This window comes from Clostridium sp. TJA038 (assembly GCF_058310255.1).
In genome coordinates, this window is sequence record NZ_JBZEFA010000001.1 from 446,747 (window position 1) to 472,778 (window position 26,032).

Consider the following 26,032-nt stretch of genomic DNA (forward strand, 5'->3'; position numbering starts at 1 on the left):
TAGATTTATAAGTTTCAATATATTTTATATAAATTCAGTATATAAAATATACACTTTGTAATAATATTGACAGGCAAAGAATTTTTTTTTATAATTTGCCTATAATAACTTAATGAAAAGCGTTGACGAGAATGAGTAAACATTTATCTTTTATTCAGAGAGAAAGTGGTTGGTGAAAACTTTTTAAAAGAGATGTTGAAGCTATCTCTGAGCTATAGTTTTGAAAGTGATGTAGTTTTACATAATTAGGGTGGTACCGCGGAGCATGAGATTTCGTCCCTTTTATTTTAGGGGTGTTTTTTTATGTTCTTTTTTATTAATTAGTAAAACTATAAAAATAAAAATATCTAGACTAAAGATTAGTTTTTTATATTACTAATTTTAAAAGTCTATAGTATAAATACATAAATATGGAGGAAGATATTATGAAGTTCATGGGAGCAAATGAATTAAGAGAAAAATATTTAAGCTTTTTTGAGAGCAAAGGTCATTTAAGATTACAATCATTTCCGTTAGTACCTAAAAATGATAAGAGTTTATTATTAATAAATGCAGGTATGGCACCACTTAAACCTTATTTTACAGGTTTAGAAGAACCACCAAAAAGAAGAATAACAACTTGTCAAAAGTGTATAAGAACTGGTGATATAGAGAATGTTGGTAAAACATCAAGACATGGTACTTTTTTTGAAATGCTAGGAAATTTTTCTTTTGGAGATTATTTTAAAGCTGAAATAATTCCTTGGGCTTGGGAGTTTATAACAGAAACTTTAGGTATTCCAAAGGATAAGTTATATGTAACTATATATTTAAATGATGATGAAGCTTATGATATTTGGACTAGCAAAACAGATGTTGATCCAAGTAGAATATTTAGATTAGGAAAAGATGATAACTTCTGGGAAATAGGAGTAGGTCCTTGTGGTCCTTGTACAGAGATTCACTTTGATAGAGGAGAAGGAAAAGTTGAAACTGTAGAAGAATTTTTAGAAGCTTCAGATTCTGATAGAGTAGTTGAGTTTTGGAATTTAGTTTTCACTCAATTTGATAAAGATGAGGAAGGAAACTACAATGAATTAGCACAAAAGAATATAGATACAGGAATGGGCTTAGAAAGAATAGCTACAATAATGCAAGGTGTAGATAATATTTTTGAAATAGATACAGTAAAAAATATATTAAATAAAGCTTGTGAATTAACAAAGGCTAAATATGGTGAGGATAAGGATAAAGATGTATCTTTAAGAATAATAACTGACCATGGAAAAAGTGTTACATTCTTAATATGTGATGGAGTTCAACCATCAAATGAAGGTAGAGGATATGTTTTAAGAAGACTTTTAAGAAGAGCTGCTAGACATGGAAGACTTTTAGGAGTTAAAGGTATATTCTTAAATGAAATGGTTGATGCTGTAGTTGATAATTATGGTGAGGCTTATCCAGAGTTAAAAGAAAAAGCTGATTATATAAAGAAAATAATTAAATTAGAAGAAGAAAGATTTAATGAAACAATAGATTCAGGTATGGATATTCTTATGGGATATATATCAGAAATGGAAGAAAAAAATGAGAAGGTTTTATCAGGAGCTAAAGCTTTCAAATTATATGATACTTATGGTTTTCCATTAGAACTTACTCAAGAGATATTAGAAGAAAAAGGATTAGAGTTAGATATTGAAAACTTTAATAAAGAAATGAAAGAGCAAAGAGAAAGAGCTAGAAATGCAAGAGGAGAAAGCAGCTACATGGGAAGTGAAGAAAGTCCTGTAAATAAAGTAGATGCTAGAATAGTTACTGAATTTGATGGATATGTTAATTTAGAGCTTAATTCAAAAGTTATAGTTTTAGGTAATAATGAAGAATTCAAATCAGAGCTTACTGAAGGAGAAGAAGGATTCTTATTAACTGACAAAACACCATTTTATGCTGAGATGGGAGGTCAAGTTGGCGATAAAGGAAATATAACTTCAGAAACAGGTATGGCAATAGTTACAGATTGTAAGAAAAATGTAGGTGGAAAATTTGTTCATTATATTAAAGTTATAGAAGGAACATTAAAAGAAGGTCAAGAGGTTAAATTATCAGTTGATGCTTCAAGAAGAGCTAATATATGCAAAAACCACACAGCTACACATATGTTACATGAAGCTTTAAAAGAAGTATTAGGCGATCATGTAAATCAATCTGGTTCATATGTTGACGAAGAAAGATTAAGATTTGACTTTACTCATTTTGCAGCTTTAACAGAAGAAGAACTTGAAAAGGTTGAGTTATTAGTAAATGAAAAGATAATGACTGTATCTATAGTTGATACAAAGGAAATGTCTTTAGATGAAGCTAAAAATAGTGGAGCAACATGTCTTTTTGATGAAAAGTATGCTGAAAAAGTAAGAGTTGTTTCTGTTGGAGATTTCTCAAAGGAATTATGTGGAGGAACTCATGTATCAAATTCTGGAGAAATAGGATTATTTAAAATTGTTTCAGAATCAGGAGTTGCTGCGGGTATAAGAAGAATAGAGGCAGTTACAGGAATAAGTGCCTTAAGATTTATGGAACTTAAAAATAGTATGCTTAAAGAAGCAGCTTCAATGCTTAAGTGTAACGAAAAAGATATAACAAAGAGAATAAAAGCACAAGCTAATGAATTAAAAGAAAAAGATAAAGAAATAGCAGAACTTAAGGCTAAGTTAGTTCAAGGTGCTGAAGATGATATATTAAAAGACAAGGTTATAATAAATGATATTGAATTAGTTACAGCTAAATTAAAAGATGTTGATGGAAATTCTTTAAGAGATTTAGCTGATAAAGTTAGAAATAAATTAAATAATGGAATAGTTGTTTTAGCAAGTGATAATGCAGGAAAAGTTAATTTAGTAGCTATGGCAACTAAAAATTCATTAGCTAATGGAGTTCATTGTGGAAAGGTAATAAAAGAAGTTGCTGCAGTTGTAGGCGGCGGCGGAGGTGGAAGACCTGATATGGCCCAAGCTGGTGGAAAAAATCCAGAAAATATAGATAAAGCCTTAGAAAAAGCAAAAGAAGTTGTAGAATTACTTGTAAAATAGTTGTACTTTTTTGCGAATATAGTTTATAATGATTATAAAGTTAAAGCGTGAATAAAAACTAATTTAAAAGATAATAATATATGTAAATATATAATTAAAATATATTTACTGTAAGGGGGTGAAGCTGCTAGTAAGCAGCATGTTATGAGTAACAATTTTGACCACACAATGCAGTTCGATTTTAGTAAAAATAAGGAAGATTTAACTAAATCAATATTAACTGATGTATACAACTCACTAAAGGAAAAAGGCTATAACCCGGTTAATCAGCTAGTTGGATACTTAATTTCAGGTGACCCTACTTACATCACTAATTACAACGGGGCAAGAGCTTTAGTAAGGAAACTGGAAAGAGATGAAATACTTGAAGAAGTTATAAAATCTTATCTAGAGATAAAATAACAAAGAGTGCCCGAGAGGGTACTCTTTCGTTTATATAAGGAGATTCAATGAGAATTTTAGGTTTAGATATCGGAAGTAAGACAATAGGAGTTGCAGTTAGTGATCCTTTAGGATGGACAGCTCAAGGTGTAACAACTATAAAAAGAGATTGCTACACTAAGGATGTAGAAGCGGTCATGAAAATATGCAAAGAGTATGGAGTAGAAACTATAGTTGCAGGAATGCCAAAGAATATGAATGGAACTATAGGACCATCAGGTGAGATGGTTAAGAATTTATGTGAGCAAATTGAAAAGTCTTTTAATGGAAAAATAGAATTTTGGGATGAAAGATTAACAACAGTTGCAGCACATAGGGCAATGTTAGAGGCAGATTTATCAAGAGCTAAAAGAAAAAAAATAGTCGATAAAATAGCGGCTACTTATATATTACAAGGATACTTAGATAGAATATCAAAATAAAAGGAGAAGTTTAAATGAATAATGATTTACAACCAATAGTTTTAGTTGATGAAGAAGGTATAGAAACAACATTTAATGTAGTAACTAAACTAGATATTGAAGATAAAGAGTATTTTTTATTATCACCAGAAGGTGAGGAAGATATAGTTATAGCTATGCAAGTTGTTCAAGATGAAGAAGGAGAAGAAACTTTAGCTCCAGTTGAGAATGATTTTGAAATTGAAATGATAGAAGAAGCTTATGCAACTTTATTCGCAGAAGAAGAATAACGGTAAAGTGAGGTTTTAATATGGCAAATACAGCTTCAGTAGATTTTGATGCTTTAAAGGAAGAATTAAAAAAGAAAGGTTATAAATTAACACCTCAGAGAAGAGCCATAGTAGATACAATAATACACAATGAGGGCAAACACTTAACTGCTGAGGAAATTTATGACGAGGTTAAAAAAGTATGTCCAGAAATTGGATTAGCCACAGTATATAGAACAATAATTCTTCTAGAAGAGATGGGTGTAATCTATAAGTTAGATTTAGAAGATGGGTGTAGTAGATATGAATTAGCTCATGATGATGAAGAACATAGACACCATCATTTAGTTTGTAATAAATGTGGAAAAGTTTTTGAGGTTGAAGCGGATTTATTAGATGAACTAGAAGAAGAAATTGAAACTAAATACGGTTTTGAAATATTAGATCATACAGTAAAGTTTTTCGGAATATGCAAGGATTGTAAAAATGAATAGAGAATTTTTCTCAAATGAGGAAACCTCTTTTATACATAAGCGTACTATTAAAAAAAAGAGGAGGGAAAATATGAAGCGTGAAAAGCTAAAGGTTAAGATTATACCTTTAGGTGGTTTAAATGAGATAGGTAAGAATTTAACTGTTATCGAATTTAAAGATGATATAATTGTAGTCGATTGTGGACTAAAGTTCCCAGACGAAGATATGTTTGGTATTGATATAGTTATTCCAGATGTATCATATCTTATAAAAAATGCAGAAAAAGTTAGAGGAATATTTTTAACTCATGGTCATGAAGACCATATAGGTGCACTACCTTATGTGTTAAAAAATTTAAATGTACCTGTTTATGGAACAAAACTTACTTTAGGAATAGTTGAAACAAAATTAAAAGAACATGGTTTACTAAGTACTACAGAACTTATAAGAGTTAAGCCAAGAGATATTATAAAGTTAAAATCATCATCTGTAGAATTTGTAAAAACAAATCATAGTATAGCAGATTCAGTTGCTATAGCTGTACACACTCCTTTAGGAGTTGTACTTCATACAGGAGATTTTAAAGTTGATTATACTCCAACTGATGGAGAAGTGATGGATTTTGCTAGATTTGCAGAACTAGGAAGAAAAGGAGTTCTTGCAATGATGGCAGATTCTACTAATGTAGAAAGACCAGGATATACAATGTCAGAAAGGTCAGTAGGAGAAAATTTAAAGAAAATTTTTATAGGAGCAAAGGGAAGAATAATAATAGCTACATTTGCTTCTAATATTCATAGAATACAGCAAATTGTTGAAGCTGCTGAAATGACAGGAAGAAAAATTGCTGTTTCCGGAAGAAGTATGGAAAATATAGTTCAAGTAGCTATAGAATTAGGATATTTAAATATAGATAAGGAATCTTTTATAAGTATAGATTCTATAAATAAATATCCAAATGAACAAGTTACTATAATAACTACAGGAAGTCAAGGAGAGCCAATGTCAGCTTTAGCTAGAATGGCATCTTCAGAGCATAAGAAGGTAAATATCATTGAAGGAGATACTGTAATACTTTCTGCAACACCAATACCAGGAAATGAAAAGTTAGTTTCTAAAGTTATTAATCAACTTTTCAAAAAAGGTGCAGAAGTAATTTATGGTAAATTAGCAGATGTTCATGTATCAGGTCATGCTTGTCAAGAAGAATTAAAACTTATGCAAGCTTTAGTTAAACCTAAATTCTTTATACCTGTACATGGAGAATATAGACATCTTAAGCAACATGCTGAATTAGCTGTTGATTTAGGTCTTCCAGAGAAAAATTTCATGATTGCTGAAAACGGAGATGTTATTGAAGTTACAAGAGATTCTATTAAAAAGAATGGGTCTGTTACATCAGGACAAATATTTGTTGATGGTCTTGGAGTAGGTGATGTAGGAAACATAGTATTGAGAGATAGAAAACATCTTTCTCAAGATGGAATTCTTACAGTAGTTGTTACTATTTCTAAAGAAAGTGCTTCTGTTGTAGCAGGACCAGATATTATCTCAAGAGGTTTTGTCTATGTAAGAGAATCAGAAGATTTAATGGATGATGCTAAAGAAATAGTAAAAGAAGTTTTAAGAGATTGTGAAAAGAAAGGTATCTGCGATTGGGCTACTATGAAATCAAATATAAGAGATGGCCTAAGAAGTTTCCTTTATGAAAAAACTAAGAGAAAACCAATGATATTACCAATAATAATGGAAATATAAAAAAATTAGATTATAATACAGAATGTAACTGTTTAAGTAAAAATGTTGTGTTGACTTTTTTTTCTCTTAACAGTAGAATCTAATAAGGTAAAGAAAATTGGGTACTTACATAGTATCCAATTTTTTATGCACATAAAATTGGAGGAATAAAATAATGAGTAATGAATTTACAAGAAATGATATTAGAAATATAGCTATAATCGCTCACGTTGACCATGGTAAAACAACTTTAGTTGATGCATTATTAAGACAAAGTAATGTATTTAGATCAAATGAAAAGGTAGAAGAAAGAGTAATGGACTCAAATGATTTAGAAAAAGAAAGAGGTATAACAATTCTTTCAAAAAACACAGCAGTTCATTATAACGGAGTTAAAATAAATATAATAGATACACCAGGTCATGCTGATTTTGGTGGAGAAGTTGAGCGTGTGCTTAAAATGGTAGAGAGTGTATTACTTGTAGTAGATTCTTACGAAGGAGCTATGCCTCAAACAAAATTCGTTTTAAGAAAGGCTCTTGAGTTAGGGTTAAAGCCAATAGTTGTTATAAATAAAATAGACAAACCAGATGCTAGACCAGAAGAAGTTATAGATGAGATTTTTGAACTGTTCTTAGAACTTGGTGCAGATGATGAGCAGTTAGATTTCCCAATAGTTTATGCTTCAGCTAGAGATGGAGTTGCTACTATTGATATAGATGAACCAAAAGATAACATGAAAGATCTATTTGATACTATAATAGAAAAAGTTGAATCACCAAAGGGTTCTTTAGAGGAAAGCTTACAAATGTTAGTTACTACTTTAGATTCAAGTGAATATGTAGGAAAAATTGCTATAGGAAAAATAACTAGAGGAGTAGCTAAGAAAAATCAACAAGCTGCTGTTGTAAGACAAGACGGAACTGTAAGTAAGTTTAAAATTTCAAGTCTTTATACTCATGATGGATTAAAGAGAATAGAAGTTGATGAAGCACAATTAGGAGATATAGTTGCAATAAGTGGTATATCTGATGTAAATATTGGAGAAACTATAACTGATGCACAAAATCCAGAAGGATTACCATTTGTTAAAATAGACGAGCCTACATTAAACATGAACTTTATGGTTAATGATTCACCTTTTGCAGGTAGAGAAGGAGATTTTGTAACTTCAAGACACTTAAGAGATAGATTATTAAAAGAATTAGAAACAAATGTAAGTTTAAAAGTTAAAGAAATAACTCCTGACTGTTTTGAAGTAAGTGGTAGAGGAGAATTACATCTTTCAATACTTATAGAAACTATGAGAAGAGAAGGATATGAATTCCAAGTTTCTAAGCCAAATGTTATAACAAAAATTGATGAAAATGGCGTTAAAGTTGAACCTATAGAACACTTAACTATAGATGTTCCTGAGGAATTTATGGGACCTGTTATGGAAAAATTAGGACCTAGAAAAGCTGAAATGGTAAATATGACTTCAGCCGTTAATGGATATTCAAGATTAGAATTTAAAATACCAGCAAGAGGTCTTATTGGATTTAGAAATGAATTTATGACAGATACAAAAGGTAATGGAATAATGAACCATGTATTTGATGGATTTGAAAAATACAAAGGAGAAATTCCAGGAAGAAGCAGAGGTTCAATTGTAGTATTTGAATCAGGAGAAGCAGTTACATATGGACTATTTAATGCTCAAGAGAGAGGTACTTTATTCATAGAACCAGGAACAGAAGTTTATGCTGGAATGGTTTGTGGAGAGTGTTCAAGAGCTGATGATATAGATGTTAACATATGTAAAAAGAAACAATTAACTAATACAAGATCATCAGGAGCTGATGATGCATTAAAATTAACTCCAGTAAGACAAATGTCTTTAGAGCAATGTTTAGAATTTATAAATAATGATGAATTAGTTGAAGTTACTCCAGTTAACGTAAGAATGAGAAAAAGAATTTTAGATAGTGCTGAAAGAAAGAGAGCTATAAATAGAAGCAAAAAATAATTAATTATTTTAAAATCTACATAATTAATAGGTAGTGAAACAACTTTGTTTTTATAAGAAAAAGTTTTATAATTAGATAAATGGCTAAAAAAAGCCATTTATCTAAAATATAAGGGGGTACTACTGTGAAAAGGCTAAAAAACTCTAAGATTATGGTTTTAGTAACTATATTTCTAATTTTACTTGTGATTAATTTAGCTGTCTTTGTAGTAAAATATAATTCTATACAAGAAAGCCCTTTAAAATCTAATAAACCTGAAATAACTTTCAAAGTTAATGAGGGTGAATCACTAAATGGACTATTTCAAAGGTTAAAGGATGAGGATATACTTAGAAGTTCTTTCTTTTCTAAGATATATATAAAGTTTAACAGTGTTAATGAGTGCATAAAACCAGGTACATATACTGTAAATAGTGATATAAGTTTTAAAGACCTTTTAACTGTATTAATTGAAGGGAAGGTTTCAGAATCAAAAATAACTTTTCCTGAAGGATATACTGTAGAGGATATAGCTAAAAAATTAGAAGAATCTAATGTATGCACAAAGGATGAGTTTTTAAAGGTAGTAAAAGAGTATCCGTTACCATCTTATATAAAGCCTAATAGTGAAAGAAAATATGAATTAGAAGGATTTTTATTCCCAGATACATATGCAATTCCTAAGGGAACAACGCCAAAAGAAATAATTGCTATGATGCTTAATAGATTTGAAGAGGTAATTAATGAGATACAAAGTCAATTAAAAATTACTATTCCAAAAGAAGATTATGAAAAGTATGTAATAGTAGCTTCAATGGTTGAAAAAGAAGCTAGAGACGATAGTGAACGTAGAGAAATTGCATCTGTTATATATAATAGGCTTGAAAAAGGTATGCCATTACAAATAGATGCTACAGTTTTATATGCTTTAGGTGAGCATAAAGATACTGTTTTATATAAAGATTTAAAGGTGGATTCACCTTATAATACATACAAAAATAAAGGGCTTCCAGTAGGGCCTATATGTAATCCAGGAAAACCTTCACTTTTAGCTGCTATAGACCCAGCTAAAACAGATTACATATATTATTTATTGAATCCATCCAATAATAAGCACTATTTTACTAATAGCTATGATGATTTTTTAGCTAAGAAAAAAGAATTTGGATACTAAAATTTGGAGGATCAAATGAGTGGAGTAACCTTTGAATATATGGAAAAGTATCTTAGAGAACTTATTCCAGATAGAAATGATGAATTAAAAAAATTAGAGGATTTTGCAAAAGAAAATAAAGTTCCCATAATACAAAAGGAAGGTGCTAAATTCCTTGAGTTTATGGTTTCTATGAATAAACCAAAGAAAATATTAGAATTAGGGACAGCTATAGGATATTCTTCTATTCTTATGAATAAGGCATGTAATGGAAATTGTCATATTATAACTATTGAAAGAGATGATAATATGATAAAATATGCTAAAGAAAATATTAAAAATTTTGGTTTAGAAGAAAAAATTAATATTTTACAGGGAGATTGCTTAGAAATTTTACAAAGTCTTGATGAAAAATTTGATATGATATTTATGGATGCTGGTAAAGGACATTATAATCATTTTTTACCAGAATGTTTAAGACTTTTAAAAGAAGATGGAATTATAATAGCAGATAATGTTTTGTTTAGAGGAATGGTTGCTTCTGATGACTTAGTAAAGAGAAGAAAAATAACTATTGTTAAAAGAATGAGAAAGTATTTAGAAATGGTTTCAAAGGATGAAAATTTAATAACAACTGTTATTCCTATGGGAGATGGAATTGCGTTAACTAAGAGGAGGTAGCAAAACATGAGAAAACCAGAAATATTAGCACCAGCAGGGAGCTTAGAAAAATTAAAAACAGCAATTGATTTTGGAGCAGATGCAGTTTATATTGGAGGAAGCAAACTTAATTTAAGAGCTTTTGCTGATAACTTTACAAATGAACAAATTGCAGAAGGAGTAAAATATGCTCACGATAGAGGAAAAAAAGTTTATGTTACTATGAATGTATTTCCTCATAATTCAGATTTAGAAGGACTAGAAGAATATATTGTAGGACTTTACGAATTAAATGTAGATGCAATAATTGTTTCAGACCCATCAATAATAATGACTGCAAAGGAAGTTGCACCAGATTTAGAAATTCACTTAAGTACTCAAGCAAACAATGTAAACTGGAAATCAGCTAAGTTTTGGCATAGCTTAGGAGTTAAAAGAATTGTTTTAGCTAGAGAACTTAGTTTTAAAGAGATTAAAAAAATACATGATAACCTACCAGAAGATTGTGATTTAGAAGCTTTTGTTCATGGTTCAATGTGTATGGCTTATTCAGGAAGATGTTTAATATCAAATTATATGACAGGAAGAGATTCAAATAGAGGGGCTTGTTCTCAAGCATGTAGATATAAGTACTATTTAATGGAAGAAAAGAGACCAGGAGAATACTTCCAAGTTATAGAAGATGATAAAGGTACATATATAATGAATTCTAAGGATTTATGTATGATAGAATACATACCAGACCTTGTAAAAAGTGGTATATACTCTTTTAAGATAGAAGGAAGAATGAAAAGTCCGTACTATGTAGCTGCAATTGTTAAAGCTTATAGAGAAGCTTTAGATAAGTATTGGGAAAATCCAGAGGAATATGAATTTGATCAAAAATTAATGGATAACCTTTTAAAGGTTAGTCATAGAAGATATCACACAGGATTCTATTTTGGAAAATCAGGAGAGCAAGTTTATGAATCATCCTCTTATATAAGAGATTATGATATTGTAGGTGTTGTTAGAGCTTATGATGAAGAAAGTAAGATAGCAACTATAGAACAAAGAAATAGATTATTCGAAGGAGATACTGTAGAAGTTTTAACTCCTGTTGGAGATTATTATGAAATCCAAATGAATGATATGAAAAATGAAAAAGATGAAAAAATAGATGTTGCTAACAGAGCTCAAATGATATTTAAAGTTAAAGTAGATAAGCCTGTAAAGGTAAATGATATGTTAATTAAGTGCAAGGAGGCTAACAGCTAATGAAAAGACCAATTTTTATAGGAATAACAGGAGGCACTGGCTCAGGTAAAAGTACAATAGCTAAGGAGATATATAGACAATTTGGTGAAGATTGTATAGCAATGATAGAACAAGATTCATACTATAAAGATCAAAGCCATTTATCAATGGAAGATAGAGTTAAAACTAACTATGACCATCCAAATGCTTTTGATAATAATCTTTTAGTTTCTCATTTAGAATCACTTTTAAATGGACATTCTATACAAAAACCTAGTTATGATTTCTCTATACATAATAGAGTAGAAGAAACAACTAAGGTTGAGCCTAAGGAAATTGTTATTGTAGAAGGAATATTAATTTTAGAAGACCCAAGAATAAGAGAGCTTCTAGATATAAAGATTTATGTTGATACAGATGCTGATGTTAGAATCATAAGAAGAATGGTCAGAGATATAAACGAAAGAGGAAGAACTATGGAGTCTGTTATAAATCAGTACTTAAATGTAGTTAAGCCTATGCATAATCAGTTTACAGAACCTACAAAGAAGTTTGCTGATATAATAATACCAGAAGGTGGACATAATAAAGTAGCTATAGATATTATTGTTGCAAAAATAAAAGAGGTTTTAGGAAAATACGAGTAGAATAATAAAATTATTAAGTTGAATAAAACATTCCCTCTTTGGTTAAAATTTACCAAAGAGGGGGTGTTTTTTTGTTTAATAATGAAAGAAGAAAAAGAATAATAAAAAAAAGATTAATAGGTTTGATTTCAATTTTTTTATGTATTTTAGTTTTACTAGAAGCTAGAGTTTACTATGTGCAAAAAAAATATAGTACGAGGGAAACTGGTGTTTTTAAGGGTAATCATAAACAAATTGAGCAAATATCTGATTTAAATTATGAACTTTTGGATAGAAAGGGAGAAGAAATCTATGAATATGAAAAAAAATATAAAGTTGTCATAGATTCTATGGCTTTTAGATTAAATAATTTAAATCAAAACTTAGAAAATATTATAGCTTTTAATTATATTATGAAAAGTGAAGATAAAGATTTTTCTTTTGATGAAGTAGTTAAAAGTGGAGGAAAATTATATTACGATATTTCTAAAGATAATTTTAAAAAAATAAATAGTTTAAATAAAATAAAAGGTGTTTATACCTTTGAAACTAAGGAAAAGAAAAAAGATGAGATATGGAAAATAGAAAATATTATAACTTCAAACAAGGGGTTTGCCTTAGTAGAAGATGAAATGAAAAAATTAAAGACTAAAGAGGTGGAGAAAGAAGAAACTTCCTTAGAAGGAATTATAAATAAAGAATTAGAAAATAATAAAAATTTTGAAGTTATTTTTGAAAGAGATAATGATGGTATTTATAATGAAGGGATATATAATATACCAAAGGAAAATTTAAATTTAAAACTTACTTTAGATAATGATTTTCAAGAAAAAATAAGAAATATATTGCAAAAGGAAGAATATAAAAGTTTTAAAAATATAGGGGTAGTGTTAATTGATAGTATAAGTGGTGAAATATTATCCTTAGCTCAAAAAAATGAGGCTTCTCCTAATGTTGTTTTAGGTTCTGGAAGTATTAAAGGATATGAAGCAGGTTCTATTTTTAAGATTTTAACCTTAGAAGCGGCTATGGAGAAAGAGGGAATAGATATTTTAGATGAATTAAGATGCGATGGTCTTGTTTGTAAAAAAGAAAAAATCCATGGTACCATAAGCATAAAAAAAGCCTTTGAGGTTTCTTGTAATGATGTTTTTTCAAGATTAGGAGCTAAGGTTGGAACAAAAAATCTTTTAGAATTTTCTAAAGAACAAGGAGTTTTTTCTCCTGTTTTAGGTTTAGACGAAAGAACTGGCATGGAAAGTAAGGGGTATGTTCCTGAAAATGTAAGCATAACAAATTTATCTATAGGACAATCTATGCAGAGTAATTTAATACAAATGGCAGGAATTATAGCTCCTATAGTAAATGATGGATATTATGTAAAGCCATATATAGTAAAAGACCTTGAAAATAGAAAGGGAGAAATTAAAAAAGTTTTTAAAGAGGAAAAAAGAGAAGTTATATCTAAAGATACAGCAAATTCTTTGAAAAATCTTATGAGGTCAACAGTTACTGAGGGAACTGCTAATATTGCAAAAATTGAAGGCGTTGAGGTAGGAGCAAAAACAGGTACTGCTGAAACTTCAGGAAATGAACTTCATGGATGGTTTTTAGGTTATTTTGAAAAGGAAGGAAAATATTATACCTTAGGAGTTATGGTTCCTAATATAAAAAATGTTTATGAAGATAGGAAAGCAGGAGGAGGAAATACAGCAGGACCTATTTTTAGAGATATAGTTTTGGAACTTACGAAAAAATAAAAAAATTGGCAATATTTTAAACCATCATTTCATATTATTATAATAAGCATTAGTAGGGGGAACAAAATGTTCATGTTACAATACTTATTAGAATTGATTGGTAGTAAAATATTTTTAACTGGTTATGTAACAGGAAACTCAACTTTTCCAAAGCCTTTAAATGAAGAGGAAGAAAAATTTTATCTAAAAAAATTAAAAGATGGGGACCTTGAGGCAAAAAGAGTATTAGTTGAAAGGAATTTACGATTAGTTGCCCATGTAGTTAAAAAATTTTCATCAAATTATCAAAATGCAAAGGATATAGATGATTTAATATCTATAGGAAGTATAGGATTAATAAAAGCTATAGATTCCTTTGATATGAATAAAGGAATAAGATTAGCTACCTATGCAGCAAAATGTATAGAAAATGAAATACTTATGTTTTTTAGAAATAGTAAAAAAACAAAGGCAGAAGTTTTTCTCCAAGACCCTGTAGGTATTGATAAGGAAGGAAATGAAATTCTTTATATTGATATTTTAAGTAGTGATTCAGATTCAGTTCTAGAATCCGTTGAAAATGCATTACAACTTAAAGCTTTATATAAAAAAATGTGTGAAGTTTTAACAGAAAGAGAAAAAAATATAATTGAAATGAGATATGGTCTTTTAGATGGAGAAATAAAAACACAAAGAGAAATAGCTAGTATTTTAGGAATTTCTAGGTCTTATGTGTCAAGAATAGAAAAAAAGGCTTTGAAAAAATTAAATAAGGAATTTAAATATTAATTGAAGTTTAAGAAAATGTATAAAAATAAATAAGTTTTATAAATTTATGGAATTGATATATTATATGGTTTATAATATTTATTATACAATAAAAAGGTATGTTCTTTTATAAATAATTTGTTCATTTCTTTTGAAATGAACAAATTATTTATTAAGAATTAGTTTAGGAGGAGATTTATGCAAAGCTTAGAAGAACTTTTAAAATTAACAATTAAAGAAGGTGCATCTGATTTGCATTTAACAGTAGGTATTTCTCCTATAATAAAAGTTAATGGTAAATTAATAAGGTTAGGAGATAAGATACTGTCTCCTGAGGATACAGAAACCTACGCAAAAGAAATTTTAAAAGAAGAGTATAATAAATATTATGAAATAGGAGAATTTGATACCTCTTATTCAATACATGGTAGTGGAAGATTTAGAGTTAACATATATAAGCAAAGAAATAGCACGGCTTTAGCTATAAGAGTTATTTCTTCATCTATGCCAACTTTAGATAAATTAGGATATCCTAGTATTTTAAAAGATATATGTAAATTAAAAAGAGGTCTTGTTTTAGTAACTGGTCCTACAGGAAGTGGAAAAAGTACAACCTTAGCTGCTTTAATAAATGAAATAAATAAAACTAGAGAATCTCATATAATAACTATAGAAGACCCTATAGAGTTTCTTCATAAACATAATAAATCTATTGTAAATCAAAGAGAGATTGGAAAAGATACTTTAAGTTATAAAAGTGCCTTAAAAGCAGCTTTAAGAGAGGACCCAGATGTTATTTTAATTGGAGAAATGAGAGATTTAGAAACAATTTCTACAGCTATAACAGCAGCAGAAACTGGACATTTAGTATTTTCTACTGTTCATACATTAGGTGCTTCTAAGACAATAGATAGAATAGTAGATGTGTTTCCGCCACATCAGCAAGAACAGATAAAAATACAATTATCATCTGTTTTACAAGCTATAATATCTCAACAACTAGTAGAAACAGTTGAAGGGGATAGAACAGCTGCTTTAGAGATAATGGTAGCAACTCCAGCTATAAAAAATTTAATAAGAGAAGGAAAAACTCATCAAATAGAGTCAGCTATGCAAACTGGAAGCAAATATGGTATGAAAACAATGGATATAGACTTAGCAAGATTGTATAAAGAAGGTATAATAACTAAGGAAACTGCTTTAAATGCTTCTGTAGATAAAGAGATTTTAAGTCGATTATTGATGTATTAATTATAGAGGGAATTTTAAGTTCTAATAGAATATATATATTAGCACAATTTTTAGATAGGGAGGTACACATAGAAAAAATGTCTAAAAACATAGTGGGTCTAGATATTGGAAACAGAAACCTTTGCGCAGTTTTAGCAGGGGAGAATGAAAATGAAGAATTTGAAGTATTAGATTTTGTAGTAAAAGATTTAAATGGTGTATCTAAAGGTAAAATCATAGAAGAAGAAGAGGTTATAAAAACCATAAAAGAATGTCTAAAGGAACTTGAAGAAAAGGTAGGAGTTAAGATTCAAGGAATTTACTTGTCTTTAAAAAATAAAGATTGTAAAATGGTTGAAAACAAAGGATATTCTTATACAGATAATGAAGACTCTTTAGTTTTTAAAGAAAATATAGAGGAAGCTTATATAGAAGGTAGAACTTTAAAAATTCCAGAGGAAGAGTGTGTAGCAGATAGTGCTATAAATTCTTTTTATGCAGAAGAATTCGGATTTATTGAAAATCCTATAGGTTTTAAAGTAGAGAGAATAGAAATTAATGAAGATTTAATTATTGCACCAAAGGAAAAAATAAGTGCATTAAAAAAAGTTGTTTTAGAAGCTGGGTATGAAGTTTTAGGAACAATATCCTTAGGTTTTGGTTTTAAAAATATATTTTTAAATGAAAAAACAGAAGCTTCTAATGTTGCTATTATAGATGTTGGGGCAGAAGAAACTCAAATTTATGGATATAAGGGAAATACACTAAAATTTATAGACTACATACCTTTAGGTGGTAGAAATATAAGTAAAGATTTAGCTATTTGTCTATCTATATCAGAAGAAGAAGCAGAAAGATTAAAATTGAAATATTCTTCAAAATATTATAGTATTAGAAAGGATTATAATAACATTTCCTTTGAGGAGCACATATTAGATACCTATTTAATTCATGATATTATAGATGCAAGATTAAGTGAGATGGTAGAATTAGTTAATAAAAAAATGATAGAAGGGGATATTCTAAATACTACAGATATGATAATATTAACTGGTGATGGAATTAGTTATTATGAACATATTAAGGAAAGAATAGAGTATATAACTGATAAGGATGTAAGAATTTTCACTAAAAAGCAATTTTTATTTGACAATTCTTCAATAATTAATGCAATTAGTATTGTTAAAGAGGTATATGATAGGTTAAAATTAATATGTGATGAAGAGTTGCTTTCAGGAAGAAAGGTAACGTTTGATAAAGAAAATAAAAGTGAAAATAAAAGTGTAAAGAAGAGAGGGCTTTCCAAAATAATGGCGTTCTTAGAGGAGCTTTTTTAAAGGAGGAATTAGTTTGTTAGATTTTGATGTAGATATACAATCATTTACTAATATTAAGGTAATCGGATGTGGAGGCGGAGGCGGAAACGCTGTTAATAGGATGATTCAAGAAGGATTAAGAGATGTTGAATTTATCGCTATAAATACAGATAAACAAGCCTTAACATTATCGCATGCTCAAAATAAAATTCAAATCGGGGATAAACTTACAAAGGGACTAGGTGCAGGAGCAAATCCAGAAATAGGGAAAAAAGCTGCTGAAGAAAGTAGAGATGAAATAACAGAGGCTATATCAGGAGCTGATATGGTATTTATAACTGCTGGAATGGGCGGTGGTACTGGTACAGGAGCAGCACCAGTAGTTGCTGAGATAGCTAAGTCTATGGGAATATTAACAGTAGGTATAGTTACTAAACCTTTCCCATTTGAGGGTAGAAGAAGAATGACTCATGCAGAGATGGGAATTGCAAATTTAAAAGAAAAGGTTGATACATTAGTTACTATACCAAATGAAAGACTTTTATCAATGGTAGATAAGAAAACTACTTTGTTAGAATCTTTTAAGAAAGCTGATGATGTTTTAAGACAAGGTGTACAAGGTATATCAGACCTTATAACTAATCCTGGATTAATAAACTTAGACTTTGCAGATGTTAGAGCCGTTATGTTAGACAAAGGTTTAGCTCATATGGGAGTTGGATATGGTAAAGGTGAAACAAGAGCACAAGATGCTGCAAGAGAAGCTATATCATCTCCATTATTAGAAACTTCAATAGTTGGAGCTACTGGAGTTTTATTAAACGTAACTGGAGATTCTGAATTAGGATTACTAGAGATAAATGAAGCGGCAGAAATAGTACAAGAAGCTGCAGATCCAGATGCTAACATAATATTTGGTACAGTTATTGATGAGTCTTTAAAAGATGAAATAAGAATAACTGTTATAGCAACTGGTTTTGAAAAAGAACGTCAAAGAATGGGTATGGGAGCTCAAGGAGTTTCTAATTCTACAGAGAGTAAGCCTCAAAGAGAAATTGTAACTGAAAGGGTAGAAGAGAGAGTAATAGAAAAAGAAGTTGCTCCATCTTCACAACCTAAAGAAGAAGATAGATATAGTGATGATTTAGAAATACCAATGTTCTTAAGAAGAGGAAGAAGATAATATTTTTAAATCCAAAAAGCACTTATAGTAAAATTACTATAAGTGCTTTTATTTTTTATATTTATATAGATTAATTTTTATAAATTTAATTTTAAAAAGAAAATTTTTTTTAAATAAAATAGATAAAGAGTGAACTTATATTTAATGAATACATTTTCATTACAACAATAGACATGAAAAAAATAATTGTAATATTAAAAAAAATATATATAGTAGAAAATTGTAGAAATATTAAAAAAAAGCACGAGAGAAAATATGCATATGCAATATATAATGACAAAATTTTAGAGAGATAAGCTTTATAATTATAAGTAGGAGTGAGTTTAGTTATGACTGTATATGTTGATATTGTTATATTAGAAAATTTTTTAATTAACTTTTTTCTATTATATTTAACTTTACAAACTTTAAAAGATAAAATAGTTTACAGGAAAATAATATTAGCAGCGTTTTTAGGAGCTATTTATACTGTATTTGTTTTTATACCAAGTTTAAATATACTTACAAGTCTTCCTTTAAAAATGCTTTTTTCTTTAATTATGGTTACCATAATTTTGGAAAAAAGAAATTTAAAGACAATAATAAAAAGATATATAACTTTTTTACTTATAACCTTTGCTTTTTGTGGAGTATGCTTTATGTTCGCATTAATGGAAAATAAGTATGAGATTTCTAAATCTTTTTTTATTTTAGATTATTCAACTAAATCAATTATATTTTCAGTTATTATAAGTTATATATTATTTAGTGTAGTTATGAATTACTTTAAAAATAGAGCAATTATAAATAATTTTATATACGATTTAAGTATAAATGTAAATTCTGAAGTTGTTAATATTAAGGCCTTTTTAGATACAGGCAATGGTCTTGTAGAACCTGCAACATTATTACCTGTGATAATAGTCGAAAGAGAAATATTTAAAGAAATAAACCTAAAAGGAAGAGATAAATTTAAAATACCATATAAAGTTATAGATGGAAGTTCTGGATATATGCAAGGGGTTAAATTTGATGATATAAAGCTTTGTGATATTGATGGAAAAGTTATTACAAGAGATGCTGTTTTATGTTTTTGTGATAATAAGTTAAGTAAAGAGGGAGAGTATGAAGCTTTATTATCTAGAGGAATTATATAGGGGTGTGATTAGGTTATGTTAAATATAAGACTTTTACTAAATAAGTTATTTACTAAATTAGATATTATGGTAGAGCCTATTTATTATGTAGGTGGAAATGATGTACTTCCAGCTCCTCTTAGTAAAGAAGAGGAAGAAGAATTAGTTAGTAAGCTAGGGGATAAGGATGAAGCAATTAGAAGTATTTTAATTGAAAGAAATTTAAGACTAGTTGTTTATATTGCTAGAAAGTTTGAAAATACAGGAGTAGGTGTTGAAGATTTAATTTCTGTAGGAACAATTGGACTTATAAAGGCTGTAAATACCTTTAATCCTGAAAAGAAAATAAAACTTGCAACATATGCATCAAGATGTATAGAAAATGAAATTCTTATGTATTTAAGAAGAAACAGTAAGGTTAAAGCAGAGGTTTCTTTTTATGAGCCATTAAATATAGATTGGGATGGAAATGAACTTTTACTTTCAGATATATTAGGGACAGAGGAAGATACTGTTTATAATTTAATAGAAGATGAAGTTGATAAAGAATTACTTTTTACAGCTATGAAAAATCTTTCAAATAGGGAAAAGGAAATTGTTGAATTAAGATTTGGACTATGTGGATATAAAGAAAAAACTCAAAAAGAAGTTGCTGATATGCTAGGAATTTCTCAATCTTATATCTCAAGATTAGAGAAAAAAATAATAAAAAGGTTAAAGAAAGAAATTAACAAGATGATTTAATAGTATAAAATTAACCTCTAAAGGTAATAATTAAAATGCGGAAGGGAATTACTTCAAAGGGGTTGATTTCAATTATGATGATAAATAAAGTAGAAATATGTGGAGTCAATACGGCTAAATTACCAGTTTTAAAAGAAAAAGAAATGAAAGAATTATTACTACAAATGCAAAAAGGCGATAAAGGTGCTAGAGAGAAATTTATTAAGGGGAATCTGAGACTAGTACTTAGCGTAATTCAAAGATTTAATAATAGAGGCGAAAATGTAGATGATTTGTTTCAAGTTGGTTGTATAGGCCTTATGAAATCTATAGATAACTTTGATTTATCACAAAATGTTAAATTTTCAACTTATGCTGTTCCTATGATAATAGGGGAAATAAGAAGGTATTTAAGAGATAACAATACCATAAGAGTAAGTAGGTCATTAAGAGATATAGCTTATAAAGCTTTGCTTGTAAGGGATAAGCTAGTAAATGAAAATAATAAAGAGCCTACTGTATCTCAAATAGCAAAGGAGCTTAAAATTCCTAGGGAGGATGTTGTTTTTGCTTTAGATGCAATTCAAGATCCTGTTTCATTGTTTGAACCTATTTATCATGATGGTGGTGACGCTATATATGTAATGGATCAAATAAGTGATTCAAAAAATCAAGATGACAGTTGGCTTGAGAATATATCTATAAAAGAAGCCATGAAAAAGTTAAATGATAGAGAAAAACTTATATTAAATTTAAGGTTTTTTAATGGAAGAACTCAAATGGAAGTAGCAGAAGAGATTGGAATATCTCAAGCACAAGTTTCAAGGTTGGAAAAAATAGCATTAAAGCATATGAGGAAGTATGTATAGAGCTCAAAGTTTTGAGCTCTATTTTTTATTTTAAAGAAATTTTATGTTTATTAATTAATAAAAGTAAATTTAAAACATATAAATTAATTATAGGAATTAATTTTTAGGAGGAGTTTTTAATGGAAGAAAATTTATTTTCATTGAATAATTTAAGAGCTATGGAAGTTATAGATTTAAGTGAAGGAAAGAAATTAGGTTTAATATCAGATATTAAAATAGATTGTGATGATAGTAGAATATTATCCATTATAATTCCAGGAGAAAAAACATCTTTTTTTAGCAAGTCAGAGGATATAGAAATAGAATGGTCTGATGTTTATAAGGTTGGAGTTGATGTTATACTTATAGATTCAAAAGGGAAAAATATACTAGATGTTCAAAAATATATATAGAAATTAGAATAAAAAGAGGGTATAATATTATTACAACTTAGAGAAAGGCGTGGATTTTAAAATGAGATGTCCTTACTGTTCTTATGAAGAAAGTAAAGTTGTGGATTCTAGATCTGCAGAAGATTACAATGCAATTAGAAGAAGAAGAGAATGTTTAAAATGTTCTAAAAGATACACAACTTATGAAAAGGTAGAAGATATTCCTATTCTTGTTATAAAAAAAGATTTAAGTAGAGAGAGTTTTAATAAAGAAAAAATTATAAGTGGGTTAATAAAAGCCTGTCAAAAAAGGCCAGTTTCTAGAGCTCAAATAGAAGAAATTGCATTAGATATTGAGCGAAACATAAGTAATAAAATGATGGTAGAAATAAAGTCTAATTACATAGGTGAAATGATAATGGAGAGGCTTAAGGAAATAGACGAAGTTTCATATGTAAGATTTGCTTCTGTATATAGACAATTTAAAGATATTAATACCTTTATGGAAGAAATAAAAAGTTTAATGAAATAATTTAAGGGCTACTTTAAAGAAAATTCTTTAAAGTAGCCCTTTGTTTAAATAATTTAACTTGCTTTTAATTTAATAAATATTATAAATGTGATAATATGGTAAAATAAACTTTGATATAATTTTGTTGAGGTGAAAATATGAAAAGAGAATTAATTAGTAATAAAGAATTTATATTTTTTAAGGATGGAGATATAGAAGTTAGATTTTCTACTGCTTTAAATAATATTAATTATAAAAAAGAAGATAAAGAAGGGAAAAAGAATTTAGAAGATTTAAAGGATATATTTAATGTAAAGAAGGTTGTTTACGTAAATCAAATTCATAGTGATAAGTTTATAGATGCAACTTTAAAAGATTTTAAAGGTGATGTAGATTGTGATGCTATTGTTACAAAGGAAAAAAATACTATTATAGGGGTGTTTACAGCAGATTGTCTTCCTTTAATAGCCTATGATAAAGAAAAAAATGTTATAGCAGCTATTCATAGTGGATGGAAGGGAACTTATAATGAAATAGCTAAAAAAACTTGTGAATATATGAAAGAAGAGTATGAATGTAATAATATTAAACTTTTAATAGGACCCCATGTAATGGAATGTTGTTATGAGGTAAGTCTTGAATTAGCAGATAAGTTTAGAGAAAAATTTGGAGAAGAGGTAGCTTTAAATAGAAAATTAAATCTTAAAAAGTGTATAGAAGTTCAATTGGAAGGATTTGTAAAAAAGAGTAATATAAATTCCTTAGATATATGTACTTATTGCGATAAGAATTTTAAAATGCATAGCTATAGAGAAAAGAATGAACAAGCAGGAAGATTATTTTCTTTCTTATTTATAAAGTAAGGTGGTTCTTTAGATGAAAAAAAGAATTATTATTTTTACTACTTTAATCATAACTTTCTTTTTAGCTGTAATGACCTCAGTTTATTTAGTAATTTCTAATCATAAGTATTTAGAAGGTTCTAAAAATATTTTAAATGAATATAACAATGTTATTGCACTTTTACTTGAGAATAATAATAAAAACATTAAAAGTGAATTGCAACAGATAGCTTCAAATAGTGATATGAAAAATATAAGAATCACTTATATAAGTAAAGAGGGAAAGGTTATTTTTGATACTTATAAGAAAGGTAGTCCTAAAGATGATAATTATTTAAAAAAGAAAGAAATAGAAGAAGCTATGAAAAGTGGTTCTGGAAGTAGTGTAAGATATAGTGATGACCTTCATCAAAATATGATATATAGTGCATTACGATTAAGAGATGGTTCTATTGTTAGAACTTCAATAGCTGTTAAAAATGCCAAAATATTAGATGGAGTAAATAGTAATTATTTATTAATTGGGGTTATTTTATCTTTAATTGTATCTTTACTTTTAACAGTAAAAATAACTAACATAATTTTAAATCCTTTAAAGGAATTAGAAAAGTTAACTTCAACTATTGCAAGTGGCAATTTTCATAAAAGAGTAAAAATAAATTCAAAGGATGATGAAATTCAAAGTTTATGTAAAAGTTTCAATCATATGGCTGAAGAATTAGAAATAACTATAGAAAGATATAAAAGTAAGCAAAATGGATTAGAGGCAATATTAAAAAGTATGGGAAGTGGAGTTATAGCCTTTGATAGAGAAATGAATGTTTTAATGATAAATCCTTATGCTAAAAAAATCTTTGGTATAAGTGGAGAAATCATTGGAAATAAATTATTAGATTATATAAAAGATGAGGAAGTTTTAAAAGCTTTTTTTAGTGATAAAGATAGAGTTGAAATTGAGATAAATTATAATAATGACTATAAAATATTAAAAATAAGAAAAGCAAGTATAATAAATGAGCCAGAAATAATAGGAACAGTAGTTGTTATACAAGATATTACAGACATTAAAAAGCTAGAAAATATGAGAAGTCAATTTGTGGCTAATATATCCCATGAACTTAAAACTCCTCTAACTTCCATTAAAGGTTTTGCAGAAACTTTAAGATATGTAGATGATGATGAAACTAGAAATAAATTTTTAAGTATAATAGATGAAGAATCTGATAGATTGGCAAGACTTTTAGAAGATATATTATGTCTTTATGAAATAGAACAAAAAAGAAGTACTGTTTTAGAAGAATTTAATGTAGATAATGAAGTCGAAAAAGTATATACTCTTTTAAATGACCAAGGAAAGAAAAAAGGAGTAGAAATATTTTTAGACACTAAAAGTAACTGTCTTCTTATGGGGGATAAGGATAAGTTTAAACAGATGCTTTTAAACCTTATAAGCAATTCAATTAAATATACAGAAAGTGGAGGACTTGTTAAGGTTAAAACATATAAAAAGGATATGGATTTAATTTTAATAGTTGAAGATAATGGAATTGGAATAAGCAAAGAAGATTTGCCTAGAATATTTGAAAGATTTTATAGGGTTGATAAGGCAAGAAGCAGAGAAAGTGGAGGAACAGGATTAGGCCTTGCTATAGTTAAGCATATAGTTAAACTTTTTGATGGAGAAATAAATGTAAAAAGTAAATTAGGCGTTGGAACTAAGATTATAATAAAGATACCTATAAATTTATAAAGCTTAAAATAAAGATAATTTGAAATTTAAAAGTAATTTCTAAAAATTTTAGAAATTACTTTTAATATTTAATAATTTTAGTTTAAAGCAATTTTAAAAGGTTAATAATTAATCTTATAATAAGCTATGATAAATACTATAAATATGTAGGAGCTTATTTAAGTTGACTACATTATTTAATTAAGGTAATATAACATAGATAGTACTAAAATAGGAGTGAAGCGTATGAAAAGTAGAATTGCTAAAGTCTTACCAGGAGGAATTGGTGAGGAGTTAGGTTTTGAAAAGGGAGATATACTATTAAGCATAAACGGTACTAAGGTTGAAGATATACTTGATTATAGATTTTTATTAGCAGATGAATATGTTGAAGTTGAATTATTAAAGACTAATAAAGAAGTTTGGGCTTTTGAGATAGAGAAAGAATATGGTGAAGATTTAGGGGTGGAATTTGAAGAAGCCATATTAGATAAAGCCAAAAGTTGTACAAATAAATGCATATTTTGCTTCATAGATCAATTACCAAAGGGAATGAGAAAAACTTTATATTTTAAAGATGATGATTCAAGACTTTCTTTTTTACAAGGTAACTTCGTTACTTTAACAAATATGAAAGATGAAGATATTGATAGAATTATAAAATATAGAATAAGTCCTATTAATGTATCAGTACATACAACTAATCCAGAGCTTAGAAAAAAAATTCTAAACAATAGATTTGCAGGGAATGTATATGAAAGATTAGAAAAGTTAGCTAAGGCAGGAATAACTGTAAATGCTCAAATAGTTGTTATGCCTGGAATAAATAATGGGGATGAGTTAGTAAGAACTGTAGAAGACTTATACAAATTACGTCCTTCTATTGAAAATGTTGCTGCTGTTCCAATTGGAATAACAAAATTTAGAGAGGGTTTAGCAGACCTTGAAATATTTAATAAAGAAACTGCTAAAGAGGAACTAGATAGAATTAGAGTTCTTCAAGAGAAATACATAAAAGAAACAGGAAGTCCTTTTATAAGATTATCAGATGAATTTTACGTTATGGCTGGAGAAGATGTTCCAGGGGAAGAATTCTATGGCGGATATGAACAATTAGAAGATGGCGTAGGAATGATAAGACTTTTAAGAGAAACTATGGCTGTAGATATAAAAGATAAATTAACAAAAACAGGTAAAGGTAAATTTACTCTTATTACAGGAACTTCTGGTTTTAATGAACTAGATAAGGTTTGTTCTGATATAAGAGAAGAAAATAATAATATAGATATTAAATGTAAGGTTATTTTAAATGATTTCTTTGGGCATACAATAACAGTTGCAGGACTTTTAACAGGGCAAGATGTTATTGCACAACTTAAGGATAATATAGATAGCGAATATTTAATTATGGCAGATAACATGTTTAGAAAAGGTTACGAGCCAGGAGACATAACAAAAAGAATAATGTTAGATGATTTGACAGCAAAGGATATTGAAGAGAGGTTGGGAGTTAAGGTTATAGTTTGTAGTTATACAGGAGAAGACCTAATAGACTTAATTAATGAACATTGTGAGGAGGAATAATA

The 26,032-nt window shown here is 28.3% G+C and carries 24 protein-coding genes and 1 other annotated feature; all 24 genes read left to right on the forward strand.

Going from position 1 to position 26,032, the window contains the following annotated elements; genetic code table 11:
- Positions 1 to 113: 113 nt before the first annotated feature.
- Positions 114 to 284: a binding site (T-box leader), on the forward strand.
- 141 nt (positions 285 to 425) lie between these two features.
- The 24 genes from alaS to AC4FQV_RS02260 all read left to right on the forward strand — a co-directional run bounded on the left by alaS (position 426) and on the right by AC4FQV_RS02260 (position 26,030).
- Entirely contained in the window at positions 426 to 3,065 is a 2,640-nt protein-coding gene (gene alaS / locus AC4FQV_RS02145) for an alanine--tRNA ligase (protein ID WP_491164160.1), read from the forward strand.
- 144 nt (positions 3,066 to 3,209) lie between these two features.
- Positions 3,210 to 3,467 (forward strand): IreB family regulatory phosphoprotein, encoded by a 258-nt coding sequence (locus tag AC4FQV_RS02150; protein ID WP_003451703.1) that lies wholly within the window; start codon positions 3,210 to 3,212, stop codon positions 3,465 to 3,467.
- A gap of 47 nt (positions 3,468 to 3,514) precedes the next feature.
- Complete coding sequence (gene ruvX / locus AC4FQV_RS02155) at positions 3,515 to 3,928, forward strand: Holliday junction resolvase RuvX (protein ID WP_315632528.1); 414 nt, start codon at positions 3,515 to 3,517, stop codon at positions 3,926 to 3,928.
- Positions 3,929 to 3,942: 14 nt separating this feature from the next.
- The gene (locus AC4FQV_RS02160) at positions 3,943 to 4,197 is read left to right on the forward strand and encodes a DUF1292 domain-containing protein (protein ID WP_491139111.1); all 255 of its coding nucleotides are present in this window, start codon (positions 3,943 to 3,945) and stop codon (positions 4,195 to 4,197) included.
- 20 nt (positions 4,198 to 4,217) lie between these two features.
- Complete coding sequence (locus AC4FQV_RS02165; protein ID WP_491139110.1) at positions 4,218 to 4,670, forward strand: Fur family transcriptional regulator; 453 nt, start codon at positions 4,218 to 4,220, stop codon at positions 4,668 to 4,670.
- Between the two features lie 70 nt (positions 4,671 to 4,740).
- Positions 4,741 to 6,408, forward strand: coding sequence for a ribonuclease J (locus AC4FQV_RS02170; RefSeq protein ID WP_491164164.1), 1,668 nt, complete (start codon positions 4,741 to 4,743; stop codon positions 6,406 to 6,408).
- Positions 6,409 to 6,562: 154 nt separating this feature from the next.
- Positions 6,563 to 8,395 (forward strand): translational GTPase TypA, encoded by a 1,833-nt coding sequence (typA, locus tag AC4FQV_RS02175; RefSeq protein ID WP_491164167.1) that lies wholly within the window; start codon positions 6,563 to 6,565, stop codon positions 8,393 to 8,395.
- Between the two features lie 125 nt (positions 8,396 to 8,520).
- Positions 8,521 to 9,549 carry an endolytic transglycosylase MltG gene (gene mltG, locus AC4FQV_RS02180; RefSeq protein WP_491139107.1) on the forward strand — a complete coding sequence of 343 codons (1,029 nt, stop codon included), beginning with the start codon at positions 8,521 to 8,523 and terminating at the stop codon, positions 9,547 to 9,549.
- Positions 9,550 to 9,564: 15 nt separating this feature from the next.
- Positions 9,565 to 10,209: an O-methyltransferase gene (locus AC4FQV_RS02185; RefSeq protein ID WP_491139106.1), complete on the forward strand. Its 645-nt coding sequence runs from the start codon at positions 9,565 to 9,567 to the stop codon at positions 10,207 to 10,209.
- A gap of 6 nt (positions 10,210 to 10,215) precedes the next feature.
- On the forward strand, positions 10,216 to 11,445 hold the full coding sequence (locus AC4FQV_RS02190; RefSeq protein WP_491139105.1) for a peptidase U32 family protein: 1,230 nt from the start codon (positions 10,216 to 10,218) through the stop codon (positions 11,443 to 11,445).
- Positions 11,445 to 12,071 (forward strand): uridine kinase, encoded by a 627-nt coding sequence (gene udk, locus AC4FQV_RS02195; protein ID WP_491139104.1) that lies wholly within the window; start codon positions 11,445 to 11,447, stop codon positions 12,069 to 12,071. The genes AC4FQV_RS02190 and udk overlap by 1 nt, the downstream gene beginning before the upstream one ends.
- Positions 12,072 to 12,142: 71 nt before the next feature.
- Entirely contained in the window at positions 12,143 to 13,810 is a 1,668-nt protein-coding gene (locus tag AC4FQV_RS02200) for a penicillin-binding transpeptidase domain-containing protein (RefSeq protein WP_491164170.1), read from the forward strand.
- A gap of 66 nt (positions 13,811 to 13,876) precedes the next feature.
- Positions 13,877 to 14,578 carry an RNA polymerase sporulation sigma factor SigK gene (sigK, locus tag AC4FQV_RS02205; protein WP_491139102.1) on the forward strand — a complete coding sequence of 234 codons (702 nt, stop codon included), beginning with the start codon at positions 13,877 to 13,879 and terminating at the stop codon, positions 14,576 to 14,578.
- Between the two features lie 177 nt (positions 14,579 to 14,755).
- Positions 14,756 to 15,808, forward strand: coding sequence for a type IV pilus twitching motility protein PilT (locus AC4FQV_RS02210; protein ID WP_491139101.1), 1,053 nt, complete (start codon positions 14,756 to 14,758; stop codon positions 15,806 to 15,808).
- Between the two features lie 77 nt (positions 15,809 to 15,885).
- The gene (locus AC4FQV_RS02215; RefSeq protein ID WP_491139100.1) at positions 15,886 to 17,124 is read left to right on the forward strand and encodes a cell division FtsA domain-containing protein; all 1,239 of its coding nucleotides are present in this window, start codon (positions 15,886 to 15,888) and stop codon (positions 17,122 to 17,124) included.
- A gap of 13 nt (positions 17,125 to 17,137) precedes the next feature.
- Entirely contained in the window at positions 17,138 to 18,286 is a 1,149-nt protein-coding gene (gene ftsZ, locus AC4FQV_RS02220) for a cell division protein FtsZ (protein WP_491139099.1), read from the forward strand.
- Between the two features lie 329 nt (positions 18,287 to 18,615).
- Entirely contained in the window at positions 18,616 to 19,422 is an 807-nt protein-coding gene (spoIIGA, locus tag AC4FQV_RS02225; protein ID WP_491139098.1) for a sigma-E processing peptidase SpoIIGA, read from the forward strand.
- 15 nt (positions 19,423 to 19,437) lie between these two features.
- Positions 19,438 to 20,145, forward strand: coding sequence for an RNA polymerase sporulation sigma factor SigE (gene sigE / locus AC4FQV_RS02230; RefSeq protein WP_491139097.1), 708 nt, complete (start codon positions 19,438 to 19,440; stop codon positions 20,143 to 20,145).
- Between the two features lie 74 nt (positions 20,146 to 20,219).
- Positions 20,220 to 20,993, forward strand: coding sequence for an RNA polymerase sporulation sigma factor SigG (sigG, locus tag AC4FQV_RS02235; RefSeq protein ID WP_491139096.1), 774 nt, complete (start codon positions 20,220 to 20,222; stop codon positions 20,991 to 20,993).
- 119 nt (positions 20,994 to 21,112) lie between these two features.
- Positions 21,113 to 21,385 (forward strand): YlmC/YmxH family sporulation protein, encoded by a 273-nt coding sequence (locus AC4FQV_RS02240; RefSeq protein ID WP_491139095.1) that lies wholly within the window; start codon positions 21,113 to 21,115, stop codon positions 21,383 to 21,385.
- Between the two features lie 61 nt (positions 21,386 to 21,446).
- On the forward strand, positions 21,447 to 21,896 hold the full coding sequence (gene nrdR / locus AC4FQV_RS02245; protein ID WP_491139524.1) for a transcriptional regulator NrdR: 450 nt from the start codon (positions 21,447 to 21,449) through the stop codon (positions 21,894 to 21,896).
- A gap of 137 nt (positions 21,897 to 22,033) precedes the next feature.
- On the forward strand, positions 22,034 to 22,738 hold the full coding sequence (gene pgeF / locus AC4FQV_RS02250) for a peptidoglycan editing factor PgeF (RefSeq protein WP_491164173.1): 705 nt from the start codon (positions 22,034 to 22,036) through the stop codon (positions 22,736 to 22,738).
- Positions 22,739 to 22,751: 13 nt separating this feature from the next.
- The gene (locus AC4FQV_RS02255) at positions 22,752 to 24,467 is read left to right on the forward strand and encodes a HAMP domain-containing sensor histidine kinase (protein WP_491139093.1); all 1,716 of its coding nucleotides are present in this window, start codon (positions 22,752 to 22,754) and stop codon (positions 24,465 to 24,467) included.
- A gap of 225 nt (positions 24,468 to 24,692) precedes the next feature.
- Positions 24,693 to 26,030 (forward strand): DUF512 domain-containing protein, encoded by a 1,338-nt coding sequence (locus AC4FQV_RS02260; protein WP_491139092.1) that lies wholly within the window; start codon positions 24,693 to 24,695, stop codon positions 26,028 to 26,030.
- Positions 26,031 to 26,032 lie beyond the last annotated feature (2 nt).

What these genes read in the sequence shown, in the direction of transcription:
- AC4FQV_RS02185 (WP_491139106.1), top strand. Translation starts at nt 9,565, where the DNA reads ATGAGTGGAGTAACCTTTGAATATATGGAAAAGTATCTTAGAGAACTT.
- AC4FQV_RS02255 (WP_491139093.1), top strand. Translation starts at nt 22,752, where the DNA reads ATGAAAAAAAGAATTATTATTTTTACTACTTTAATCATAACTTTCTTT.
- ruvX (WP_315632528.1), top strand. Translation starts at nt 3,515, where the DNA reads ATGAGAATTTTAGGTTTAGATATCGGAAGTAAGACAATAGGAGTTGCA.
- AC4FQV_RS02190 (WP_491139105.1), top strand. Translation starts at nt 10,216, where the DNA reads ATGAGAAAACCAGAAATATTAGCACCAGCAGGGAGCTTAGAAAAATTA.
- spoIIGA (WP_491139098.1), top strand. Translation starts at nt 18,616, where the DNA reads ATGACTGTATATGTTGATATTGTTATATTAGAAAATTTTTTAATTAAC.
- nrdR (WP_491139524.1), top strand. Translation starts at nt 21,447, where the DNA reads ATGAGATGTCCTTACTGTTCTTATGAAGAAAGTAAAGTTGTGGATTCT.
- sigK (WP_491139102.1), top strand. Translation starts at nt 13,877, where the DNA reads ATGTTCATGTTACAATACTTATTAGAATTGATTGGTAGTAAAATATTT.
- AC4FQV_RS02215 (WP_491139100.1), top strand. Translation starts at nt 15,886, where the DNA reads ATGTCTAAAAACATAGTGGGTCTAGATATTGGAAACAGAAACCTTTGC.
- AC4FQV_RS02165 (WP_491139110.1), top strand. Translation starts at nt 4,218, where the DNA reads ATGGCAAATACAGCTTCAGTAGATTTTGATGCTTTAAAGGAAGAATTA.
- udk (WP_491139104.1), top strand. Translation starts at nt 11,445, where the DNA reads ATGAAAAGACCAATTTTTATAGGAATAACAGGAGGCACTGGCTCAGGT.
- sigE (WP_491139097.1), top strand. Translation starts at nt 19,438, where the DNA reads ATGTTAAATATAAGACTTTTACTAAATAAGTTATTTACTAAATTAGAT.
- alaS (WP_491164160.1), top strand. Translation starts at nt 426, where the DNA reads ATGAAGTTCATGGGAGCAAATGAATTAAGAGAAAAATATTTAAGCTTT.
- typA (WP_491164167.1), top strand. Translation starts at nt 6,563, where the DNA reads ATGAGTAATGAATTTACAAGAAATGATATTAGAAATATAGCTATAATC.
- AC4FQV_RS02170 (WP_491164164.1), top strand. Translation starts at nt 4,741, where the DNA reads ATGAAGCGTGAAAAGCTAAAGGTTAAGATTATACCTTTAGGTGGTTTA.
- pgeF (WP_491164173.1), top strand. Translation starts at nt 22,034, where the DNA reads ATGAAAAGAGAATTAATTAGTAATAAAGAATTTATATTTTTTAAGGAT.
- sigG (WP_491139096.1), top strand. Translation starts at nt 20,220, where the DNA reads ATGATGATAAATAAAGTAGAAATATGTGGAGTCAATACGGCTAAATTA.
- AC4FQV_RS02210 (WP_491139101.1), top strand. Translation starts at nt 14,756, where the DNA reads ATGCAAAGCTTAGAAGAACTTTTAAAATTAACAATTAAAGAAGGTGCA.
- AC4FQV_RS02150 (WP_003451703.1), top strand. Translation starts at nt 3,210, where the DNA reads ATGAGTAACAATTTTGACCACACAATGCAGTTCGATTTTAGTAAAAAT.
- AC4FQV_RS02240 (WP_491139095.1), top strand. Translation starts at nt 21,113, where the DNA reads ATGGAAGAAAATTTATTTTCATTGAATAATTTAAGAGCTATGGAAGTT.
- AC4FQV_RS02260 (WP_491139092.1), top strand. Translation starts at nt 24,693, where the DNA reads ATGAAAAGTAGAATTGCTAAAGTCTTACCAGGAGGAATTGGTGAGGAG.
- AC4FQV_RS02160 (WP_491139111.1), top strand. Translation starts at nt 3,943, where the DNA reads ATGAATAATGATTTACAACCAATAGTTTTAGTTGATGAAGAAGGTATA.